Raw genomic sequence first — 16,925 nt, 5'->3', positions numbered from 1 at the left:
AACGTCAATGATTAGTTGACAGGAAAATGCACATTGAAGCATCATGCTTGCCGAACGGGCAGGAAGCCGCCAAGAGCTCCACCCGGATAACCGGCAACCGAGGGGAGCCGACCATGCCGTTTTCGAGATCCTGTAACGGGAGGGCCATCCATGTCCTCCGTTGATCCCCGCCACAGCATATTCCCGGATTGGCTCCGGAAGGTGCTGGATGGACTTTACCTGTTTTCCGGTTATCTCGCCGGGCTTTTTCTGGTCGCCATTTTCTTGATCATGCTGGGGCTCTCGGCCGGGCGTCCGCTCGATATCGACGTGCCGTCCGGTGACGACTTCGCCTCCTGGTGCATGGCCGCAAGCGCTTTCCTCGGCCTCGCCCACACGTTCCGCTCCGGCGAAATGATCCGTGTCGGATTGCTGATCGAGCGTTTCAAGGGTCGTCTGCGGCAGGTCATCGAAATTGTCGCCTTGGCCACGGGCACTGCTGCCGCGGTTTATTTCGCCTGGTTCGCCTATGACATGACGAAAACCTCCTGGCAGTTCAACGACCTGTCGCAGGGCGTCATCGCGGTCCCCTTGTGGATCCCGCAGCTCGGCTTCTGCGGTGGCCTGATCATCCTCGCGATCGCCTTTGTCGACGAACTCCTCCATGTCCTTTTCGGCGGCTCGCCGCGCTATGAGAAACCGGAGCCACAAACGGCCGAGGAAGTGATCGAGCGCGCCATGCAGAGCGGAGCGTGATCCATGAGCACGATCGAACTCGTTGAAATCGCCGGCGTCGTTCTTGTCGCCCTTCTGGCGCTGCTGGCCGGCGGGGTGTGGATCGGCATTTCGCTGCTGATCTGCGGCTTTATCGCCATGCTCTTCGTTCCCGGCATCCCGATCGGCGCCGTGCTTGCCACCAATTCCTGGAGCGGCGGCGCATCCTGGTCGCTCGCGGCCCTGCCTCTCTTCGTCTGGATGGGAGAAATCCTGTTCAGGACACGGCTTTCGGAAGAGATGTTCCGCGGCCTGGCTCCCTGGCTCGGCTGGCTGCCCGGCCGCCTCATGCACGTCAACGTGCTCGGCTGCGGCCTGTTCGGCTCGATCTCGGGCTCGTCGGCCGCCACCACCGCCATGATCGCCAAGATCGCCCTTCCGGAATTGAAGAAGCGCGGTTACGACGAGATGGTCAGCCTCGGCTCTCTCGCCGGCGCCGGCACGCTCGGCATCCTCATCCCGCCGTCGATCACCATGGTCGTCTATGCGGTGGCGGCCAACGTATCGATCATCCAGATCTTCCTCGCCGGCTTCCTGCCGAGCGTCATCGTCATGGTGCTTTATTCCGGCTACATTATCGTCTGGTCGCTTCTGAACCCGGACAAGCAGCCGCCCGCACCGCCGAAGATGAGCTTCATGGAGAAGCTCAAGGAATCGGCCAATCTCATTCCCGTCACGCTGCTCATTGTGCTCGTCTTCGCGACCCTCATTCTCGGCTGGGCGACGGCGACGGAATGCGCGGCCTGGGGCGTGCTCGGTTCGCTTGCCATCGCCGCCTGGTCGCGGACGCTGACGATAAAAGCCTTCTGGGACAGCGTCATGGGGGCGACCCGGCTTACCTGCATGATCATGCTGATCCTGACCGGCGCCGGCTTCATGTCGATCGCCATGGGTTATACCGGCATTCCGAACGCGCTCGCCGCCTGGGTCGACAGCTTCAATCTCAGCCCCTATGCGCTTATCGCGGTGCTGACGGTGATGTATATCCTGCTCGGGGCAGCGCTCGACGGGCTGTCGATGATCGTGCTGACCACGATCGTGGTGTTGCCGATGGTCCAGCAGGCCGGTTTCGACCTCGTCTGGTTCGGCATCTTCCTGGTGCTGATCGTCGAGATGGCGGAAGTCTCGCCGCCGGTGGGCTTCAACCTCTTCGTGCTGCAGACGATGAGCGGTCGCGACAGCCTGACCGTTGCCCGCGCCTCGCTGCCATTCTTCTTCCTGCTTGTGGCGACTGTCGCCATCATCACGGTCTTCCCGGAAATCGTGATGGTTCTGCCGAAAATGGCATTCCCGGGCTAACCAGAGTGACAAAAAAGGGGACTGATATGAAAAGCTTGCTTTCCAATCTCGTGCGCACCGGCCTTGCCGGCGCGGTATTGTTCGCCGCCAGCGGCGCGGCCTTCGCCCAGACCGCCTGGGTCCTGCCGTCGGCCTATCCGCCGGCCAATTACCACGTCCAGAACCTGAGCCAGTTTGCCGCCGACGTGGATGCCGCCAGCAAGGGCGCTCTCAAGATCACCATCCATCCCAACGCTTCGCTCTTCAAGGCGCCGGATATCAAGCGCGCCGTCCAGACCGGCCAGGCACAGGCCGGCGAAGTGCTGATCTCGCTGCACGAGAATGAAAACCCGGTCTTCGGCATCGACGTCGTGCCGTTCCTGGCGACCAGCTTCGACGCATCGAAGAAGCTCTATGCCGCCTCCAAGCCGGCGATCGAGAAGGCGCTCGACGCCCAGGGTCTCAAGCTCCTCTATGCGACTCCGTGGCCGCCGCAGGGCATCTTCACCAAGAAGGACGTCAACAGCACGGCGGATCTCAAGGGCCTGAAATGGCGCGCCTACAACGTCGGCACGTCGCGCATCGCCGATCTCGTCGGTGCCCAGCCGGTCACGGTCCAGGCGGCCGAACTGCCGCAGGCGCTGGCAACCGGCGTCATCGATGGCCTGATGACCTCGAGCGCCACCGGCGTCGACAGCAAGATCTGGGAATCGCTGACCCACTATTACGACACCCAGGCCTGGATCCCGAAGAACGTCATCTTCGTCAACAAGGCCGCCTTCGCAGCGCTCGATCCGGCTGTCCAGAAGGCCGTCACCGATGCGGCGGCTGCCGCAGAGACCCGCGGCTGGGCGCTCGGTGCCGAAAAGACCGCCGCCTACATGGAAACCCTCAAGAAGAACGGCATGAAGGTTCTCGAACCGAGCGCCGATCTCAAGAAGGGCCTGGCCGATGTCGGCGCCAAGCTGACCGAGGATTGGTCGAAGAAGGCCGGCGCTGATGGCGCCGCCATTCTGGACGCCTACAAGAAGATGTGATTTGAGGGGCGCCGCAGGCATCGGCCTGCGGCGCACTCGTCCCGGGAGGAAAAATCATGGCATCGGAAAAGAGTGAATTCGGCCCGATCGTATCCTCCGGGCACCTGGCGAGCGGCGCTTTGCCGGCGCTCTCCGAGATCGAATTCGGCATGATCATGCTGAACCACGCATTCAGCCGCTGGATGGTCCGGTGCATGTCGGCTGCCGGCGTGCCGGATCTCTCGCCGATCGATATCCTCGTGCTGCACAATATCAACAGCCGCAACAAGGCAAAGACGCTCGCCGATATTGCACTGGTCCTCAACATCGAGGACACGCATGTGGTGACCTACGCGCTGAAGAAGCTCGAGCGCCTGAAGCTGATCAAATCCGGCCGCCGCGGCAAGGAAAAGCTGGTCATGGTGACGGAAGCGGGCGCCGAGGCCTGCAGGCGTTATGCGGCGGTGCGCGAGGAATTGCTGGTCAAATCGGTGCTGGCCACCGAGGTTTCGGGAGAAACCCTGTCGGCCATGGCGGCTCGCCTGCGCGCCCTGTCCGGCCACTACGACCAGGCCGCTCGTGCTGCGGCTTCGCTTTAGGAAAACAGCGCATCCATCAGCGGATGGGCAGGATCCTCCATGCCATCGAGGATGGTGAAGTGATGCTTGTCCGGCTCCTCGACGGCCTCCGTCTCGGCGCCCAGCCCCTTCCAGATGCTCGCAAGCAGGGCGTTCTGGCGGATGAATTCGGCTCGCTCGCCCGCACCCACCCAGCAGGTCACCCGAGCGCCGGCCAGCGGCTCCAGCAGGGCGGGGCTTTCCGCTTGCGCTTCCTCGGCGTCGATCCGCTGTTTTTCGTTCATCTTCGTCTTCATGATCGGCCGCAGGTCATGCACGCCGGAAAGCGAGACGGTATTGACGATGCGGCTGCGCACCGCCTCTGGCAGCGGGGAGGTGGCCGAGATCATCCGCGTCACCAGATGGCCGCCCGCCGAGTGGCCGATCAGCCGGATCGGTCCCGCCACGTCCTTTGCAGCAGCCTCGATCGCCTTGCCGATTTCCAGCGTGATGCCCGAAATGCGGTTTTCCGGGGCCAGCGTGTACATCGGCATGGCGACGGCATATCCGCGCTCTACCGAACCCTTGGCGAACTGCGACCAGTAGCTGTTGTCGAGACCGATCCAGAAGCCGCCGTGGACGAAAACCACGAGGCCGGCCGGATCGGTTTCGGGCAGGAAAAGGTCGAAGCGGTTGCGCGGCTTCTCGCCGTAGGAAAGGTCGAGCCTGGCGCGGCCGGCTGTGGCGAGCGCCTCGCGATAACGTCGTGCCGGCTCCACCCATGCCGCCGGCCAGCGGTCGCCCTGGGGAATGTTGATGCCGTTCGCATAGGCATTGTCCCAGTCGCTGATCCGATGACGCATCTTCACTTTCCCTTCGATCCGCTTGATTTCGAATGTCATACTGTCACCGCATCAGCCGGCATGGAAGCCCGTCGCAGCTTCAAAAAGCGTCGAAGGAAAAATTATTACAAACTTAAACTTTCTCTCTTGCAACCGAGGGAAAGCAGTGCTTTTCTGGGCGAAAGGCAAAAAGCCGCTATATAAAAAACGCTTGGGAACGAAAATATGCTGGGACCGTCAGGCCATCTGGATACGTTTGCCCGCGACAATCTTCCGCCGCCGGATCAGTGGCCGGAAATCAGGCTTGATGGCTTCGATTATCCGGAATGGATGAATGCGGGCGTCGAACTCACCGACCGCATGGTCGAGCGCGGCTTCGGCGACAACACAGCGCTCATCGGCAACGGCCGCCGCCGCACCTACAAGGAATTGTCCGACTGGACGAACCGCATCGCCCAGGCGCTGACCGAGGACTACGGCCTGAAACCCGGCAACCGGGTGCTGATCCGTTCCGCCAACAACCCGGCCATGGTTGCCTGCTGGCTGGCTGCGACGAAGGCCGGCGCGGTGGTCGTCAATACGATGCCGATGCTGCGCTCCGGTGAGCTCGCCAAGATCATCGACAAGGCAGAAATCTCGATCGCGCTCTGCGATACGCGGCTGATGGACGAACTGGTCGCCTGCGCCAAGGAAAGCCGGTTCCTGAAACAGGTGATCGGCTTCGACGGCACCGCCAACCATGACGCCGAGCTCGATCGGGCGGCGCTCAACAAGCCGGTGCGTTTCGAAGCGGTGAAGACCGGCCGCGACGACGTCGCCCTGCTCGGCTTCACGTCCGGCTCCACCGGCGTGCCGAAGGCGACCATGCATTTCCACCGCGATATCCTGATCATAGCCGATGCCTACGCGAAGGAAGTGCTGGACGTGACGCCGGACGACGTGTTCGTCGGGTCCCCACCGCTTGCCTTCACTTTCGGCCTCGGCGGCCTCGCGGTCTTCCCGCTGCGTTTTGGTGCAGCCGCCACCCTTCTGGAACAGGCGACGCCGCCCAAGATGATCGAGATCATCGAGACCTACAAGGCGACGATCAGCTTCACCGCGCCGACCGCCTATCGCGCCATGCTGGCGGCGATGGATGCCGGTGCCGACCTCTCGTCGCTGCGCATTGCGGTTTCCGCTGGCGAGACGCTGCCGGCGCCTGTCTTCGACGAATGGGTAGCGAAGACCGGCAAGCCGATCCTCGACGGCATCGGCGCCACGGAGATGCTGCATATCTTCATCTCGAACCGGCTCGGCGATTCCAAACCCGCCTGCACCGGCAAGCCGCTCGCCGGCTACGAGGCGATCGTTGTCGACGACGACATGAACGAAGTGCCGCGCGGCACGATCGGCAGGCTTGCGGTCAAGGGACCGATCGGTTGCCGTTACCTCGCCGACGACCGCCAGAAGGATTACGTCAGGGACGGCTGGAACCTGACCGGCGACAGTTTCGTCGAGGACGAGGACGGTTATTTCCACTTTGCCGCCCGCTCCGACGACATGATCGTCTCGGCCGGATACAACATCGCCGGCCCCGAGGTGGAAGCCGCCCTCCTCAAGCACGAGGCGGTACTCGAATGCGCCGTCATCGGCGTGGCCGACGATTCACGTGGCACGATCGTCGAGGCGCATGTGGTGCTGGCGAAAGGCGCCGAGCCAGGCGAACCGATGGTCAAGACCCTGCAGGATCACGTGAAGACTGTCATCGCCCCTTACAAATATCCGCGTTCGATCGTCTTCACCGATGCGCTGCCGAAGACAGAGTCCGGCAAGATCCAGCGCTTCCGCCTGAAGCAGAAGCCCTCGGCATAACCATGGCGATTGGCGGTCGAATTTCGCCTGACATGTAGAGTGGAAGTTTCCACGCAAATGTGGAAGACAAAGAAGACCCGGCGGATCTCCAAGTCCGTCGAAGGCATCGGGAACGACACAACAACAAACGGGAGTTCGTCACATGAAGAAAATGCTTGCTGCAGCCACTTTGGCGCTGAGCATGAGCACCGCCGGCATGGCTTTCGCCGAGCCTTTGAAGATCGGCATGATCACCACGCTCTCGGGCGGTGGGGCCGGCCTCGGCATCGATACGCGCGACGGCTTCATGCTGGCGATCAAGAATTCCGGTAACAAGGACATCACCGTCGTCACCGAGGACGATGCGCAGAAGCCGGAACTGGCCGTTCAGATCGCCGACAAGATGATCCAGAGCAACCAGGTCGACATCCTGACCGGCATCGTCTGGTCGAACCTGCTGATGGCGGTTGCCCCGAGCGCGGTGGCCCAGGGCAAGTTCTACGTCTCGACCAATGCCGCCCCGGCAGCCCTTGCCGGCGCCAATTGTAACAAGCTCTATTTCAACGCCGCCTACCAGAACGACAACCTTCATGAAGCCATGGGCGAATATGCCAACAAGGGCTACAAGAAGATGTTCATCCTCGCCCCGAACTATCCGGCCGGCAAGGATTCGCTGACCGGCTTCAAGCGTTATTACAAGGGCCAGCTCGTCGCCGAAGTCTACACCCAGGTCGGCCAGACCGACTACGCTGCCGAAATCGCCCAGATGCGCGCTTCCGGCGCCGATGGCATCTTCACCTTCCTGCCCGGCGGCATGGGCATCGCCTTCATGAAGCAGTTCGCCCAGTCGGGCGTCAAAATCCCGGTCATGGGCCCGGGCTTTTCCTTCAGCCAGGACGTTCTGCCGGCAATCGGCGATGCGGCGGTCGGCGCCAAGGCGTCCGGCCAGTGGGCCCCGGATTTCGACAATGCCGCAAGCAAGAAGTTCCTGGCGGATTTCCAGAAGGAATATAACCGCCTGCCGTCCATCTATGCCGTCCAGGCCTATGATGCAGCCCAGCTCATCCTGTCGGCCGCTTCCAAGGCAAGCGTCAAGAACGCCGATGCCTTCGGCGCCGAACTGAAGAAGGCCGACATCCAGTCCCCGCGTGGAAAGTTCAAGTTCAACACCAACCAGCATCCGATCCAGGACATCTACCTGACGGAAGTGGTGAAGCAGAACGGCGTCATCACCAACAAGACGGTGGAGAAGATCTTTGCCGATCACGGCGATGCCTATGCCAAAGACTGCAAGATCTAAGGTCCGCCCGTGACTTTGGCACTTGCTCTCGAGCAGTTGCTCAATGGCCTGCAGCTCGGCGTCATGTTGTTTCTCATGGCTGCCGGGCTGACGCTGATCTTCGGCGTCATGGGCCTGATCAATCTTGCTCACGGCTCGCTCTACATGGTCGGCGCATTCGCCTGCGCCACCGTGGCGGCGTGGACCGGCTCGTTCTGGATCGGATTGATCGCCAGCCTCGTCGCGGCCGCCGCCGCCGGGGCGATCGTCGAGCTCGTGGTGATCCGCAGGCTCTACGACCGCGATCACCTCGACCAGGTGCTCGCCACCTTCGCGCTGATCCTGATATTTTCGGAGGGCACGCGCTGGCTGTTCGGCTCCTTCCCGCTTTATCTCGATATCCCGCCTTTGCTGCAGGGCGCCGTCGCGCTGCCGGGCGGCACGGAATATCCGGTCTACCGCCTGGCGATCATCCTTGCCGGAGCGATCGTCGCTTTCGGCCTCTACCTGCTGATCTCCCGGACCCGCCTCGGCATGCGCATCCGCGCCGGCGAAAGCGACCGCGAGATGATCGGCGCTTTAGGCGTCGATATCCGCACGCTTTATACCGTCGTCTTCGCGCTCGGCGCAGCCTTGGCAGGCCTCGCCGGCGCCATGGTCGGCGCGCTGCAATCGGTGCAGGTCGGCATGGGCGAACCGGTGCTGATCCTCGCCTTCGTGGTCATCGTCATCGGCGGCATCGGCTCGATCAAGGGCGCGCTGCTCGGTGCCCTGCTGGTCGGAGTTACCGATACGATGGGGCGGTTTCTGTTGCCCAAGATCCTGGCGCTGTTCGTCGCCCCGGCGCAGGCCGGCATGATCGGCGGCGCTGCGGCCTCGATGCTGATCTATATCGTCATGGCGGTCATTCTTGCGGTCAAACCGCGCGGCCTCTTCCCCGCGGCGCATGCGTGAGGCCCCTGGTTCAATGATGACCCTGACCCGCGAAAACCTCATCAACCTCATTCTGGCGGCAATGCTGCTCGCCGTGCCTTTTGCGGCGAACGCGCTCGGCCAGCCGTTCTACATCACGCTGGCGACCCGTATCGCCATCCTCGCGCTGGCCGCGACCGGCCTCAATCTGGCGCTCGGTCTCGGCGGCCTCGTCTCCTTCGGTCACGCAGCCTTCTTTGGCATCGGCGGGTATGTGGCCGGCATTCTGGCGGCCCACGCCTTTTCTGGCGATCCGCTGCTGTTCGGCCTCTCCGGCTCCAAGCAGATGTGGATGATCTGGATTGTCGCAGTGATCCTGTCGGCCCTTGTCGGCTTGGCGATCGGCGCGATCAGCTTGCGCACCTCGGGCGTCTATTTCATCATGATCACGCTCGCCTTTGCGCAGATGGTCTATTATTTCGCGATCTCCTGGCCCGCCTATGGCGGCGAGGACGGGTTGTCGATCCTCGTCCGCAACCAGTTTCCGGGCGTCAACACCATGCGGCCGCTGACCTTCTTCCTGATCTGCTACGTCGTCCTGCTGCTGGCGCTCGGCCTTTTTGCGCTGATCCGCGCCTCGCGTTTCGGCACGGCGCTGCAGGCAGCACGACAGAACGAGGTGCGTGTCGCGACCGTTGGCGTCCAGCCCTATCGCATCCGGCTCACCGCTTTCGCGATCTCGGCGGCAGTCACTGGCCTTGCCGGCGCGCTGTTTGCCGATCTCAACCGTTTCGTCAGCCCGTCCATGCTCTCCTGGCATATGTCGGGCGAACTGATCGTGCTGATCATTCTCGGCGGCACCGGCCGGCTGTTCGGGCCGCTGGCAGGTGCCGCGCTCTACGTGATCTTCGAATTTGCGCTCGGCGGCCTCACGGAGCGCTGGCAGTTCTTCCTCGGCCTCATCCTGCTCGCCGTCGTGCTGTTCGCGCGCGGCGGTCTTCTGGGCCTGCTTGCCGGAAAGGCCAAACATGGTTGAGCCGGTTCTCCAGATCTCCAATCTCGTCAAGAACTTCGGGGCGCTGCGGGCAACCGATGGCGTGACGCTCGACCTGCGTCCTGGCGAAATCCACGCCCTGATCGGCCCGAACGGCGCCGGCAAATCGACGCTCATCCACCAGATCTGCGGCACGCTCCGGCAGGATAGCGGCTCGATCCGTTTTGCCGGGCAGGATATCGGCTCGTTTGGGGTTGCCGAACGCGCCCAGTTGGGCCTTGGCCGCACCTTCCAGGTCTCGTCGATCGCGCCGGAATTTTCGGGCCTGCGCAATGTCATGCTGGCGGTCCAGGCAAAGCAGGGCTCAAGCTTCCGCTTCTTCAAACCGGTCATGCGCGACAGGTCGCTGATCGACACGGCGATGGCCATGCTGGAACGCGTCGGCTTGACGGCGCGCGCCCGCATTCCGGCCGCCGAGCTTTCCCATGGCGAACGCCGGCAGCTCGAAATCGCCATGGCGCTGGCGCTCGGTTCGAAAGCCTTCCTGCTCGATGAACCGATGGCCGGCATGGGGCCGGAAGGCTCGAAATCGCTGACCCACTTCCTCGATACCCTGCGGCATGAAGCGCCGATCCTGCTGGTTGAGCACGACATGGATGCGGTCTTTGCGCTCGCCGACCGGATTTCGGTGCTGGTCTACGGCCGCATCATTGCGACCGGCACGGTAGAGGAGATCCGCCGCGACCCCACGGTGCGCACCGCCTATCTCGGAGACCATGCCTGATGCTGCTCGATGTAACGAAGATCGAAGCATTTTATGGCGCCAGCCAAGCACTGTTCGGCGTCGACCTCTCGGTCGCCGAGGGCGAGGCCGTCGCCCTGATGGGCCGCAACGGCATGGGCAAGACCACGACGATCCGTGCCATCTGCAACCTCAATCCCCCGCGTGCCGGTGCGGTGAAGATCGGCGGCACGGATACGAAAGGCAAGCGGCCGCATCATGTCGCCAAGCTCGGCATCGGCCTGGTGCCGGAAGGCCGCCGTTGTTTCCCGAACCTCACGGTCCATGAAAACCTTGTCGCGGCCGCGCGGCCCGGCCAATGGACGCTGGAGCGCGTCAACGAACTGTTCCCCCGGCTTGAGGAGCGGCATACGCAAATGGCAAGATCGCTGTCGGGTGGCGAGCAGCAGATGCTGGCGATCGGCCGTGCGCTGATGACCAATCCGCGCCTTCTCATTCTCGACGAGGCGACTGAAGGCCTTGCTCCGGTCATCCGCCAGGATATCTGGAAGGCGATCAGGCGGCTGAAAGCCGAAGGTCTGTCGATCCTCGTGGTGGATAAGACGCTTTCGGAGCTTTTGCCGGTTGCGGACCGCTGCGTCATCCTGGAAAACGGAAGAAGCGCCTGGAGCGGCAGGCCCACGGACCTGACGACAGAACTGCAGGATCGATATCTCGGGGTATAGGCATGGAAGCAGAAGCGGCAAGCGCCGACCTGGAACTGATCGCCCATGGCCCGCATGGGAAGAACAAGCCTGAGACGCGGCTCTGGCTGCGCATGCTTTCCACCACCAAGCTGATCACCACGGAAATCCGCCGCCGGCTCCGCACCGAGTTCGGCGCGACGCTTCCCCAGTTCGATCTGATGGCGCAGCTCTATCGCGAAGCGGACGGCTTGAGGCTCGGCGAGCTTTCCAAGCGCACCATGGTGACGAACGGCAATGTGACCGGGCTAGTGGAGCGGCTGGAGACGGACGGTTTCGTGCAGCGGGTCACGCCGGATGGAGACCGCCGTGTCACCGTCGCCAAGCTGACACCCGCCGGTACCGAGCTTTTTGTCGCCATGGCAGCCGCCCACGAAGGCTGGCTGCGCGATATCATGGCCGATGTGGACCCGGCGATGATCGCCTCGTTGTGGTCGGAGATCGGCGCGGTGAAAGCTTCTGCCAGCAACCACCTTTCCGGCAGCGCCTTCGAATAGTAAGGCTCGTCTCCGGGCGCAACAATTCGGGGTTAAGAGATGGCAGATCTGCAGGCGATCGTCGACGAGATCCATGACAAGCTGACGCCGCGTCTGGGCGAAGGCAAGGTGGCCGACTACATCCCGCAGCTCGCCCATGTCGATCCGAAGAAGTTCGGAATGGCGATCATCGGTGTCGACGGCCAGGTCTTCAAGGCTGGCGATTGCGACGAGCCCTTTTCGATCCAGAGCGTCTCGAAGGTCTTCACGCTGACGCTGGCGCTCGGCAAGCATGGCGAGACCACCTGGAACCGTGTCGGCCGCGAGCCCTCCGGCTCCGCCTTCAACTCGATCGTCCAGCTCGAGCACGAGGAAGGCAAACCGCGCAATCCCTTCATCAATGCCGGCGCCATTGCCGTCAGCGATCTCGTGCTCTCCGGTCACACGCCGCGCGAGGCAATCGGCGAGATCGTCCGTTTTGTGCGTTACCTGGCGGATGACGATTCCATCGCCATCGATCCGGAAGTAGCGAAGTCGGAGCAGGCGACGGGTTTCCGCAATTTCGCGCTCGCCAATTTCATGCGTTCCTTCGGCAAGCTCGACCATCCCGTCGAACATGTCCTCGGCGTCTATTTCCATCACTGCGCGCTGGCGATGACCTGCACCCAACTCGCCAAGTCGGCCCTTTTCCTCGCCGCATCGGGCCGCAATCCGCTGACCGGGCACACCGTAGTCTCGAAGCAGCGGGCAAGGCGCATCAATGCGCTGATGCTGACCTGCGGGCATTACGACGGGTCGGGCGATTTCGCCTACCGTGTCGGCCTGCCCGGAAAGAGCGGTGTCGGCGGCGGCATCATGGCGGTGGCGCCGGGCAAGGCCTCCGTCGCCGTCTGGTCGCCGGGCCTCAATCACAACGGAAATTCGCTGCTCGGTTCGCTGGCGCTCGAAATGCTGGCCACCCGAACCGGCTGGTCGGTATTCGGCCAATAAAAAAACCCGGCCGAAGCCGGGTTCTCAGTTTGTTGGCAGCGTTATGATCAGTCTTCGCTGGCTGCCATCTGCGAAAGAGCGTCGCCGCGTCCGCGTGCGCGCAGGACGAGCGGCAGGATAAGGGCAAGCGCTGCCACGCTCAGCAGCACGGCGGCGATCGGCGAGGTGAACAGTACCGTCACGTCGCCCTGGCTGATCGCCAGTGCGCGGCGAAGCTGCTGTTCGGCAAGCGGCCCGAGGATGAGGCCGACGATGACAGGCGCGATCGGATAATCGAAGACGCGCATGATATAGGCGACCAGCCCGAAGACCAGCAGCATGCCGAGTTCGAATACCGAGGGGTTGGCGCCGATCGTGCCGAGTGTTGCAAACACCAGGATGCCCGCGTAGAGCCACGGCTTCGGAATGGTCAGCAGCTTTACCCACAGGCCGACCAGCGGCAGGTTGAGCACGAGCAGCATTAGGTTGGCGATCAGCAGCGAGGCGATCAGACCCCAGACGAGCTGCGGGTTGGTCGCAAACAGCAGCGGACCGGGCTGCAGGCCGTATTGCTGGAAGCCGGCGAGCATGATCGCGGCAGTCGCCGAGGTCGGCAGGCCGAGGGTCAGGAGCGGCACGAGCGTGCCGGCGGCAGACGCATTGTTGGCGGCTTCCGGACCGGCCACGCCTTCGATCGCACCATTGCCGAATTCTTCCGGGTGTTTGGAAAGGCGCTTCTCAGTCGCGTAAGAGAGGAAGGTGCCGATTTCGGCGCCTCCGGCCGGCATCGCGCCGATCGGAAAGCCGATCACGGTGCCGCGCAGCCAAGCTTTCCATGAACGCCCCCAATCCTGCGCCGTCATCCACACCGAGCCCCTGATCGCTTCGATCTTGTCCGGTGCCGCTTCGCCTTGCGCGGCGATATAGAGCGTTTCGCCGATCGCAAACATCGCGACCGCCATGGTCGTCACCTCGATGCCGTCGAGCAGGTCCGGAACGCCGAAGGAGAGCCGGTTCTGGCCGGTCAGCTGGTCGATGCCGACGAGCGACAGGGCAAGTCCGATGAACAGCGAGGTGAGGCCGCGCAGCGTCGAACTGCCAAAGGCCGAGGAGACGGTGACGAAGGCCAGAACCATCAGCGCGAAATATTCGCGCGGACCGAAGACCAGCGCCAGCTTGACGATGTAGGGCGCGATGAAGGCAAGCGCCAGCGTGGCGATCAGGCCGGCGACGAACGATCCGATCGCAGCCGTCGCCAATGCCGGGCCGCCGCGTCCCGCCCGGGCCATCTTGTTGCCTTCGAGCGCGGTGACGATCGAGGCGCTTTCGCCCGGCGTGTTCAAGAGGATCGACGTGGTCGAACCGCCATACATGCCGCCGTAATAGATGCCGGCGAACATGATCAGCGATCCGGTCGCATCCAGTTGGTAGGTCACCGGCAGAAGCAGGGCGACCGTCGTCGCCGGGCCGATGCCGGGAAGCACGCCGACCATGGTGCCGAGCGTCACGCCGATCAGCGCGTAGAAGAGGTTCATCGGCTCCATTGCCGACACGAGCCCCTGGAGAAGGAATTCGAATGTGCTCATGATCTTACTCTCAGGGTCACGTCACTGGATCAGGTGTTCGAGCGGGCCTGCCGGAAGTGAAAGTTGCAGGACGCCGGCAAAGAGCCACCAGATGCCAAGACAGACGACGATGCCGACCGGAATGCTGATCCACAGCCTGCGGGCGCCGAAACCCGCCGCGGCGAGGCCGAACAGCGTGCCCGTGGCGATCGAGAAACCGGCGATCCGAATGAGGATCATCTGCGCCAGAAGGCCGGCGACGACCCAGGCGACAGGACCGAGTTCCTGTTTTTCGCGCGCCGGAAAGTCACGACGAAACGCAGCGAATACGGTCCAGATTGCGAGGCCGATCAGTGCGAAGGCGATCCAGTTGGGAACGGTGGCGGGACCGACCTGGCTATAGCCGCCCATGTCCCGCAGCCGGTCGACATCCAGGAAGATGACGGCGGCGACGGCGACGAGGATGGCGGCAATAACAAGCGCCGCCCAATCGGGGCGGCGCTGTTCGGTGCTCGTTTTGTTGTTGTTGTCGAGGCTCATTTAACCAGTCCGATGTCCTTCAGGATGGTTTCAGTCGCGGCAATGTCCTTGGCAAGCTGCGCTTCGAATTCCGGACCGGAGAGATAGGTGTCGATCCAGCCCTTGGTCTTCAGGGTGTCCTGCCAGGTCTTGGACTTGGCGAGCTTTTCGACGTCGGCGGTCACGGCCTTCTTCTGCTCGGGGGTGAGACCGGGAGCGGCAGCGACCATGCGCCAGTTCTGGATCACGACGTCGAGGCCGGATTCCTTCAGCGTCGGGGCATTGATGCCTTCGAGCTTCTTTTCGGAGGAGATGGCGAGCAGACGCAACGCGCCGGCCTTGATCTGCGATTCGAACTCGCCGTAGGACGAGATGCCGGCCGTGACTTGGCCGCCGAGGATGGCGGCGAGCGCTTCACCGCCGCCGGAAAACGCGATGTAGTTGACCTTCGTCGGGTCAACGCCGGCAGCCTTTGCGATCAAGCCCGCCGTGATGTGGTCCGTACCGCCGGCCGAACCGCCGCCCCAGGAAACCGCGCCCGGATTTGCCTTCAGCTTGGTGACGAGGTCGGCAACGGTCTTGATGTCGGAAGCTGCCGGTACGACGATCACTTCGTATTCGCCCGTGAGCCGAGCGATCGGGGTGACGTCCTTCAGGGTGACCGGCGACTTGTTGGTCAGGATGGCGCCGACCATGACGTAACCGCCGACCATCAGGGCGTTTGCATTGCCCTTCTGCTGGCTGGCGAACTGGGCGATGCCGATCGTGCCGCCGGCGCCCGGAACGTTCATGACCTGAACCTTGCCGGAGATCTTCTCGGTCTGCAAAGCGGTCTGCATGGTGCGGGCGGTCTGGTCCCAGCCGCCGCCCGGCGCTGCCGGAGCCATGATCGAGTAGTCGGCCGCAGCGGCCGGAAGTGCGATTGCGCCCGCGAGAAGGGAAGCAAGGAAGAAATGTTTCAAGGGTCGATCCTCCGTTGGCGTCGTAATCCGACGCGATATGTTTGTTGGCGGAACGAGGAAGAGGGTTTGGCAAGCGGGAACCGCCTGGCCGATGTCCTCCCATCGTCAATCGGGTCCCCACCTCCAAATGGGGGCCGAATGCCCTAAGCCAGCATATGAAGCTGACATTAACCTGACATTTTCCCTGGACTTGCCATTTGGCAAGGGGTTTCCACCCGCCGCCGCCGAATTTTGTGACTATTGCAGCCTGAGGACCTCGTTCCAGCGGGAAATCAGCCGTGCCCGCTTCACCTGGTCGAGATAGACCATCAGTCCAAGGCTGACCGGCACCGGCTTCAATTGCCCGCCAAGCATCTCCCGCAATGTCGTCGCGGTGTTGTTGCCGGCGACTTCCGGGCTGACGGCGGGGATCTGCAGTTCGCGGGCCATGATCGTCTGGCCTTCCTTCGACATGAAGAATTCGAGGTAACGCTTGCCGAGATCCGGAGCGGCGGCGGCCTGCGGCACCAGGCCGATGCGCGACATCACCACGGTATAGTCCTTCGGCAGCACGATCCCGACATCCGGATGACGGGAAGCCCAGTCGGCGGCATAGGAACCGAGAATATTGTACCCGAGCAGGAACCGTCCGTCGGCGACGCGTTCCAGGATCGCCTGGCTGGTCGAGTAGAGCTTCACGCCCGCCGCACCCATCGCCCGGATCACCGACCAGATATCGCCGAACTGCTCCTGGTCGCGCGCCATGAACAGGAAACCGACCCCGGAACGCTCGATGTCGTAGGTGCCGATCCGGCCGTAGACCGCATCGCCCCGCTTTTGCAGGAATTCGACCAGTTCCGCCCGGGTCGAGGGCGGGGACGAATCCTTGAAACTCGGCTTGTGATAGACGAACACGGCCGGTTCGAAAGTCAGTGCATAGGCCGTATTGCGCCAGTTCGCCCAGCCCGGCCATTGCCCGCTCATCGGCAGGTCGCTGCGCTGGGCGTAGCCGTCGTTGGCGAGCTTCACCTGCAGGTCCATAGCGGAGGAAAAGGCGAAGTCGGCGGTCTTGCCGCCCGCGTCCGTTTCCCTGACGATCCGGTCGTATATCTCGCCGGTCAGCATGTCCTCGTAGCGCACCGCCACATCCGGATTGGCCGTTTGGAAGCCGGCGATCATCGGCTTGGCGAGCGGCTCGTCGAGCGAGGAATAGACCGTCAGCATCGGCGCGTCGTCCCGCCCGGAAAGCGCCTGGAACAGCTTGGTATCCGCCCCGGCGAGGTCTGGCGAGACGGCAAGACAGAGGAGTGAGAAAAGCAGCCTTTTCATGGGCTCACAATGCCCCACCGCGGCGGCGGCGACAAGCCGATCGGATGACCCGTAACATTCCCGCCACAGGGGGGCCTGATGCAACCATCCGCCGGCTTGTTTTCCGATGCCGTGCCATTACGTGTGGGCGGTCTTTTCGCGCCGGAAGCCCCGGCGTCCCGTCCGTCAACGAAGGTTTCG

General features: G+C 63.0%; 17 protein-coding genes. 12 read left to right on the top strand and 5 right to left on the bottom strand.

Features of this window, described 5'->3' with window-relative positions:
• Positions 1-150 precede the first annotated feature (150 nt).
• The 4 genes from C5J22_RS23040 to C5J22_RS23025 are packed head-to-tail and all read left to right on the top strand — an operon-like array spanning position 151 to position 3,646.
• A complete protein-coding gene (locus C5J22_RS23040) occupies positions 151-735 on the top strand; it encodes a TRAP transporter small permease (protein WP_046602831.1) in 585 nt (194 codons plus the stop codon).
• Positions 736-738: 3 nt separating this feature from the next.
• On the top strand, positions 739-2,052 hold the full coding sequence (locus C5J22_RS23035; RefSeq protein ID WP_105428871.1) for a TRAP transporter large permease: 1,314 nt from the start codon (positions 739-741) through the stop codon (positions 2,050-2,052).
• A 35-nt stretch (positions 2,053-2,087) separates the two neighbouring features.
• Positions 2,088-3,068 carry a TRAP transporter substrate-binding protein gene (locus C5J22_RS23030; RefSeq protein ID WP_105440154.1) on the top strand — a complete coding sequence of 327 codons (981 nt, stop codon included), beginning with the start codon at positions 2,088-2,090 and terminating at the stop codon, positions 3,066-3,068.
• Positions 3,069-3,124: 56 nt separating this feature from the next.
• A complete protein-coding gene (locus tag C5J22_RS23025) occupies positions 3,125-3,646 on the top strand; it encodes a winged helix DNA-binding protein (protein ID WP_046600437.1) in 522 nt (173 codons plus the stop codon).
• Here the strand turns inward: C5J22_RS23025 and C5J22_RS23020 are convergent.
• Positions 3,643-4,506: an alpha/beta hydrolase gene (locus C5J22_RS23020; protein ID WP_245440507.1), complete on the bottom strand. Its 864-nt coding sequence runs from the start codon at positions 4,504-4,506 to the stop codon at positions 3,643-3,645. The two genes, C5J22_RS23025 and C5J22_RS23020, sit on opposite strands and share 4 nt — an antisense overlap.
• Positions 4,507-4,671: 165 nt before the next feature.
• On the opposite strand from C5J22_RS23020, the gene C5J22_RS23015 reads away from it, so the two are divergent.
• From C5J22_RS23015 to C5J22_RS22980, 8 genes are all read left to right on the top strand, one after another.
• Positions 4,672-6,297 carry an AMP-binding protein gene (locus tag C5J22_RS23015; RefSeq protein WP_105440153.1) on the top strand — a complete coding sequence of 542 codons (1,626 nt, stop codon included), beginning with the start codon at positions 4,672-4,674 and terminating at the stop codon, positions 6,295-6,297.
• Positions 6,298-6,439: 142 nt separating this feature from the next.
• Positions 6,440-7,576 carry an ABC transporter substrate-binding protein gene (locus C5J22_RS23010; protein WP_105440152.1) on the top strand — a complete coding sequence of 379 codons (1,137 nt, stop codon included), beginning with the start codon at positions 6,440-6,442 and terminating at the stop codon, positions 7,574-7,576.
• 9 nt (positions 7,577-7,585) lie between these two features.
• Positions 7,586-8,509: a branched-chain amino acid ABC transporter permease gene (locus C5J22_RS23005; protein ID WP_046669033.1), complete on the top strand. Its 924-nt coding sequence runs from the start codon at positions 7,586-7,588 to the stop codon at positions 8,507-8,509.
• Positions 8,510-8,522: 13 nt separating this feature from the next.
• Positions 8,523-9,503 carry a branched-chain amino acid ABC transporter permease gene (locus C5J22_RS23000; RefSeq protein WP_245440506.1) on the top strand — a complete coding sequence of 327 codons (981 nt, stop codon included), beginning with the start codon at positions 8,523-8,525 and terminating at the stop codon, positions 9,501-9,503.
• Positions 9,496-10,245, top strand: coding sequence for an ABC transporter ATP-binding protein (locus C5J22_RS22995; RefSeq protein WP_105440150.1), 750 nt, complete (start codon positions 9,496-9,498; stop codon positions 10,243-10,245). Before C5J22_RS23000 ends, C5J22_RS22995 begins: the two co-directional genes overlap by 8 nt.
• Positions 10,245-10,928, top strand: coding sequence for an ABC transporter ATP-binding protein (locus C5J22_RS22990; protein WP_105440149.1), 684 nt, complete (start codon positions 10,245-10,247; stop codon positions 10,926-10,928). Before C5J22_RS22995 ends, C5J22_RS22990 begins: the two co-directional genes overlap by 1 nt.
• A 2-nt stretch (positions 10,929-10,930) precedes the next feature.
• Entirely contained in the window at positions 10,931-11,443 is a 513-nt protein-coding gene (locus C5J22_RS22985) for a MarR family winged helix-turn-helix transcriptional regulator (protein ID WP_037080105.1), read from the top strand.
• A 39-nt stretch (positions 11,444-11,482) separates the two neighbouring features.
• Positions 11,483-12,412, top strand: coding sequence for a glutaminase (locus C5J22_RS22980; RefSeq protein WP_046669038.1), 930 nt, complete (start codon positions 11,483-11,485; stop codon positions 12,410-12,412).
• A 47-nt stretch (positions 12,413-12,459) separates the two neighbouring features.
• Here the strand turns inward: C5J22_RS22980 and C5J22_RS22975 are convergent, their stop codons facing one another.
• The 4 genes from C5J22_RS22975 to C5J22_RS22960 form a co-directional block, all read right to left on the bottom strand.
• Positions 12,460-13,977 (bottom strand): tripartite tricarboxylate transporter permease, encoded by a 1,518-nt coding sequence (locus C5J22_RS22975; protein WP_046637891.1) that lies wholly within the window; start codon positions 13,975-13,977, stop codon positions 12,460-12,462.
• Positions 13,978-13,998: 21 nt separating this feature from the next.
• A complete protein-coding gene (locus C5J22_RS22970; protein WP_105440148.1) occupies positions 13,999-14,496 on the bottom strand; it encodes a tripartite tricarboxylate transporter TctB family protein in 498 nt (165 codons plus the stop codon).
• Positions 14,493-15,437: a tripartite tricarboxylate transporter substrate binding protein gene (locus tag C5J22_RS22965; RefSeq protein WP_105440147.1), complete on the bottom strand. Its 945-nt coding sequence runs from the start codon at positions 15,435-15,437 to the stop codon at positions 14,493-14,495. The genes C5J22_RS22970 and C5J22_RS22965 overlap by 4 nt, the downstream gene beginning before the upstream one ends.
• A gap of 237 nt (positions 15,438-15,674) precedes the next feature.
• Positions 15,675-16,745 carry an ABC transporter substrate-binding protein gene (locus C5J22_RS22960; RefSeq protein ID WP_105440146.1) on the bottom strand — a complete coding sequence of 357 codons (1,071 nt, stop codon included), beginning with the start codon at positions 16,743-16,745 and terminating at the stop codon, positions 15,675-15,677.
• Positions 16,746-16,925: the final 180 nt, after the last annotated feature.

The organism is Neorhizobium sp. T25_13, from assembly GCF_002968675.1.
Taxonomy (GTDB): Bacteria; Pseudomonadota; Alphaproteobacteria; order Rhizobiales; family Rhizobiaceae; genus Neorhizobium; species Neorhizobium tomejilense.
Note: the sequence above shows the minus strand (reverse complement) of the source record. Positions and strands in the feature narration are given on the sequence as shown.

Coding starts and splice junctions, on each gene's coding strand:
- C5J22_RS23010 (WP_105440152.1), top strand. CDS start 6,440: ATGAAGAAAATGCTTGCTGCAGCCACTTTGGCGCTGAGCATGAGCACC.
- C5J22_RS22975 (WP_046637891.1), bottom strand. CDS start 13,977: ATGAGCACATTCGAATTCCTTCTCCAGGGGCTCGTGTCGGCAATGGAG.
- C5J22_RS23015 (WP_105440153.1), top strand. CDS start 4,672: ATGCTGGGACCGTCAGGCCATCTGGATACGTTTGCCCGCGACAATCTT.
- C5J22_RS23000 (WP_245440506.1), top strand. CDS start 8,523: ATGATGACCCTGACCCGCGAAAACCTCATCAACCTCATTCTGGCGGCA.
- C5J22_RS22980 (WP_046669038.1), top strand. CDS start 11,483: ATGGCAGATCTGCAGGCGATCGTCGACGAGATCCATGACAAGCTGACG.
- C5J22_RS23035 (WP_105428871.1), top strand. CDS start 739: ATGAGCACGATCGAACTCGTTGAAATCGCCGGCGTCGTTCTTGTCGCC.
- C5J22_RS22970 (WP_105440148.1), bottom strand. CDS start 14,496: ATGAGCCTCGACAACAACAACAAAACGAGCACCGAACAGCGCCGCCCC.
- C5J22_RS22985 (WP_037080105.1), top strand. CDS start 10,931: ATGGAAGCAGAAGCGGCAAGCGCCGACCTGGAACTGATCGCCCATGGC.
- C5J22_RS22990 (WP_105440149.1), top strand. CDS start 10,245: ATGCTGCTCGATGTAACGAAGATCGAAGCATTTTATGGCGCCAGCCAA.
- C5J22_RS22960 (WP_105440146.1), bottom strand. CDS start 16,745: ATGAAAAGGCTGCTTTTCTCACTCCTCTGTCTTGCCGTCTCGCCAGAC.
- C5J22_RS22995 (WP_105440150.1), top strand. CDS start 9,496: ATGGTTGAGCCGGTTCTCCAGATCTCCAATCTCGTCAAGAACTTCGGG.
- C5J22_RS23020 (WP_245440507.1), bottom strand. CDS start 4,506: ATGACATTCGAAATCAAGCGGATCGAAGGGAAAGTGAAGATGCGTCAT.
- C5J22_RS23025 (WP_046600437.1), top strand. CDS start 3,125: ATGGCATCGGAAAAGAGTGAATTCGGCCCGATCGTATCCTCCGGGCAC.
- C5J22_RS23040 (WP_046602831.1), top strand. CDS start 151: ATGTCCTCCGTTGATCCCCGCCACAGCATATTCCCGGATTGGCTCCGG.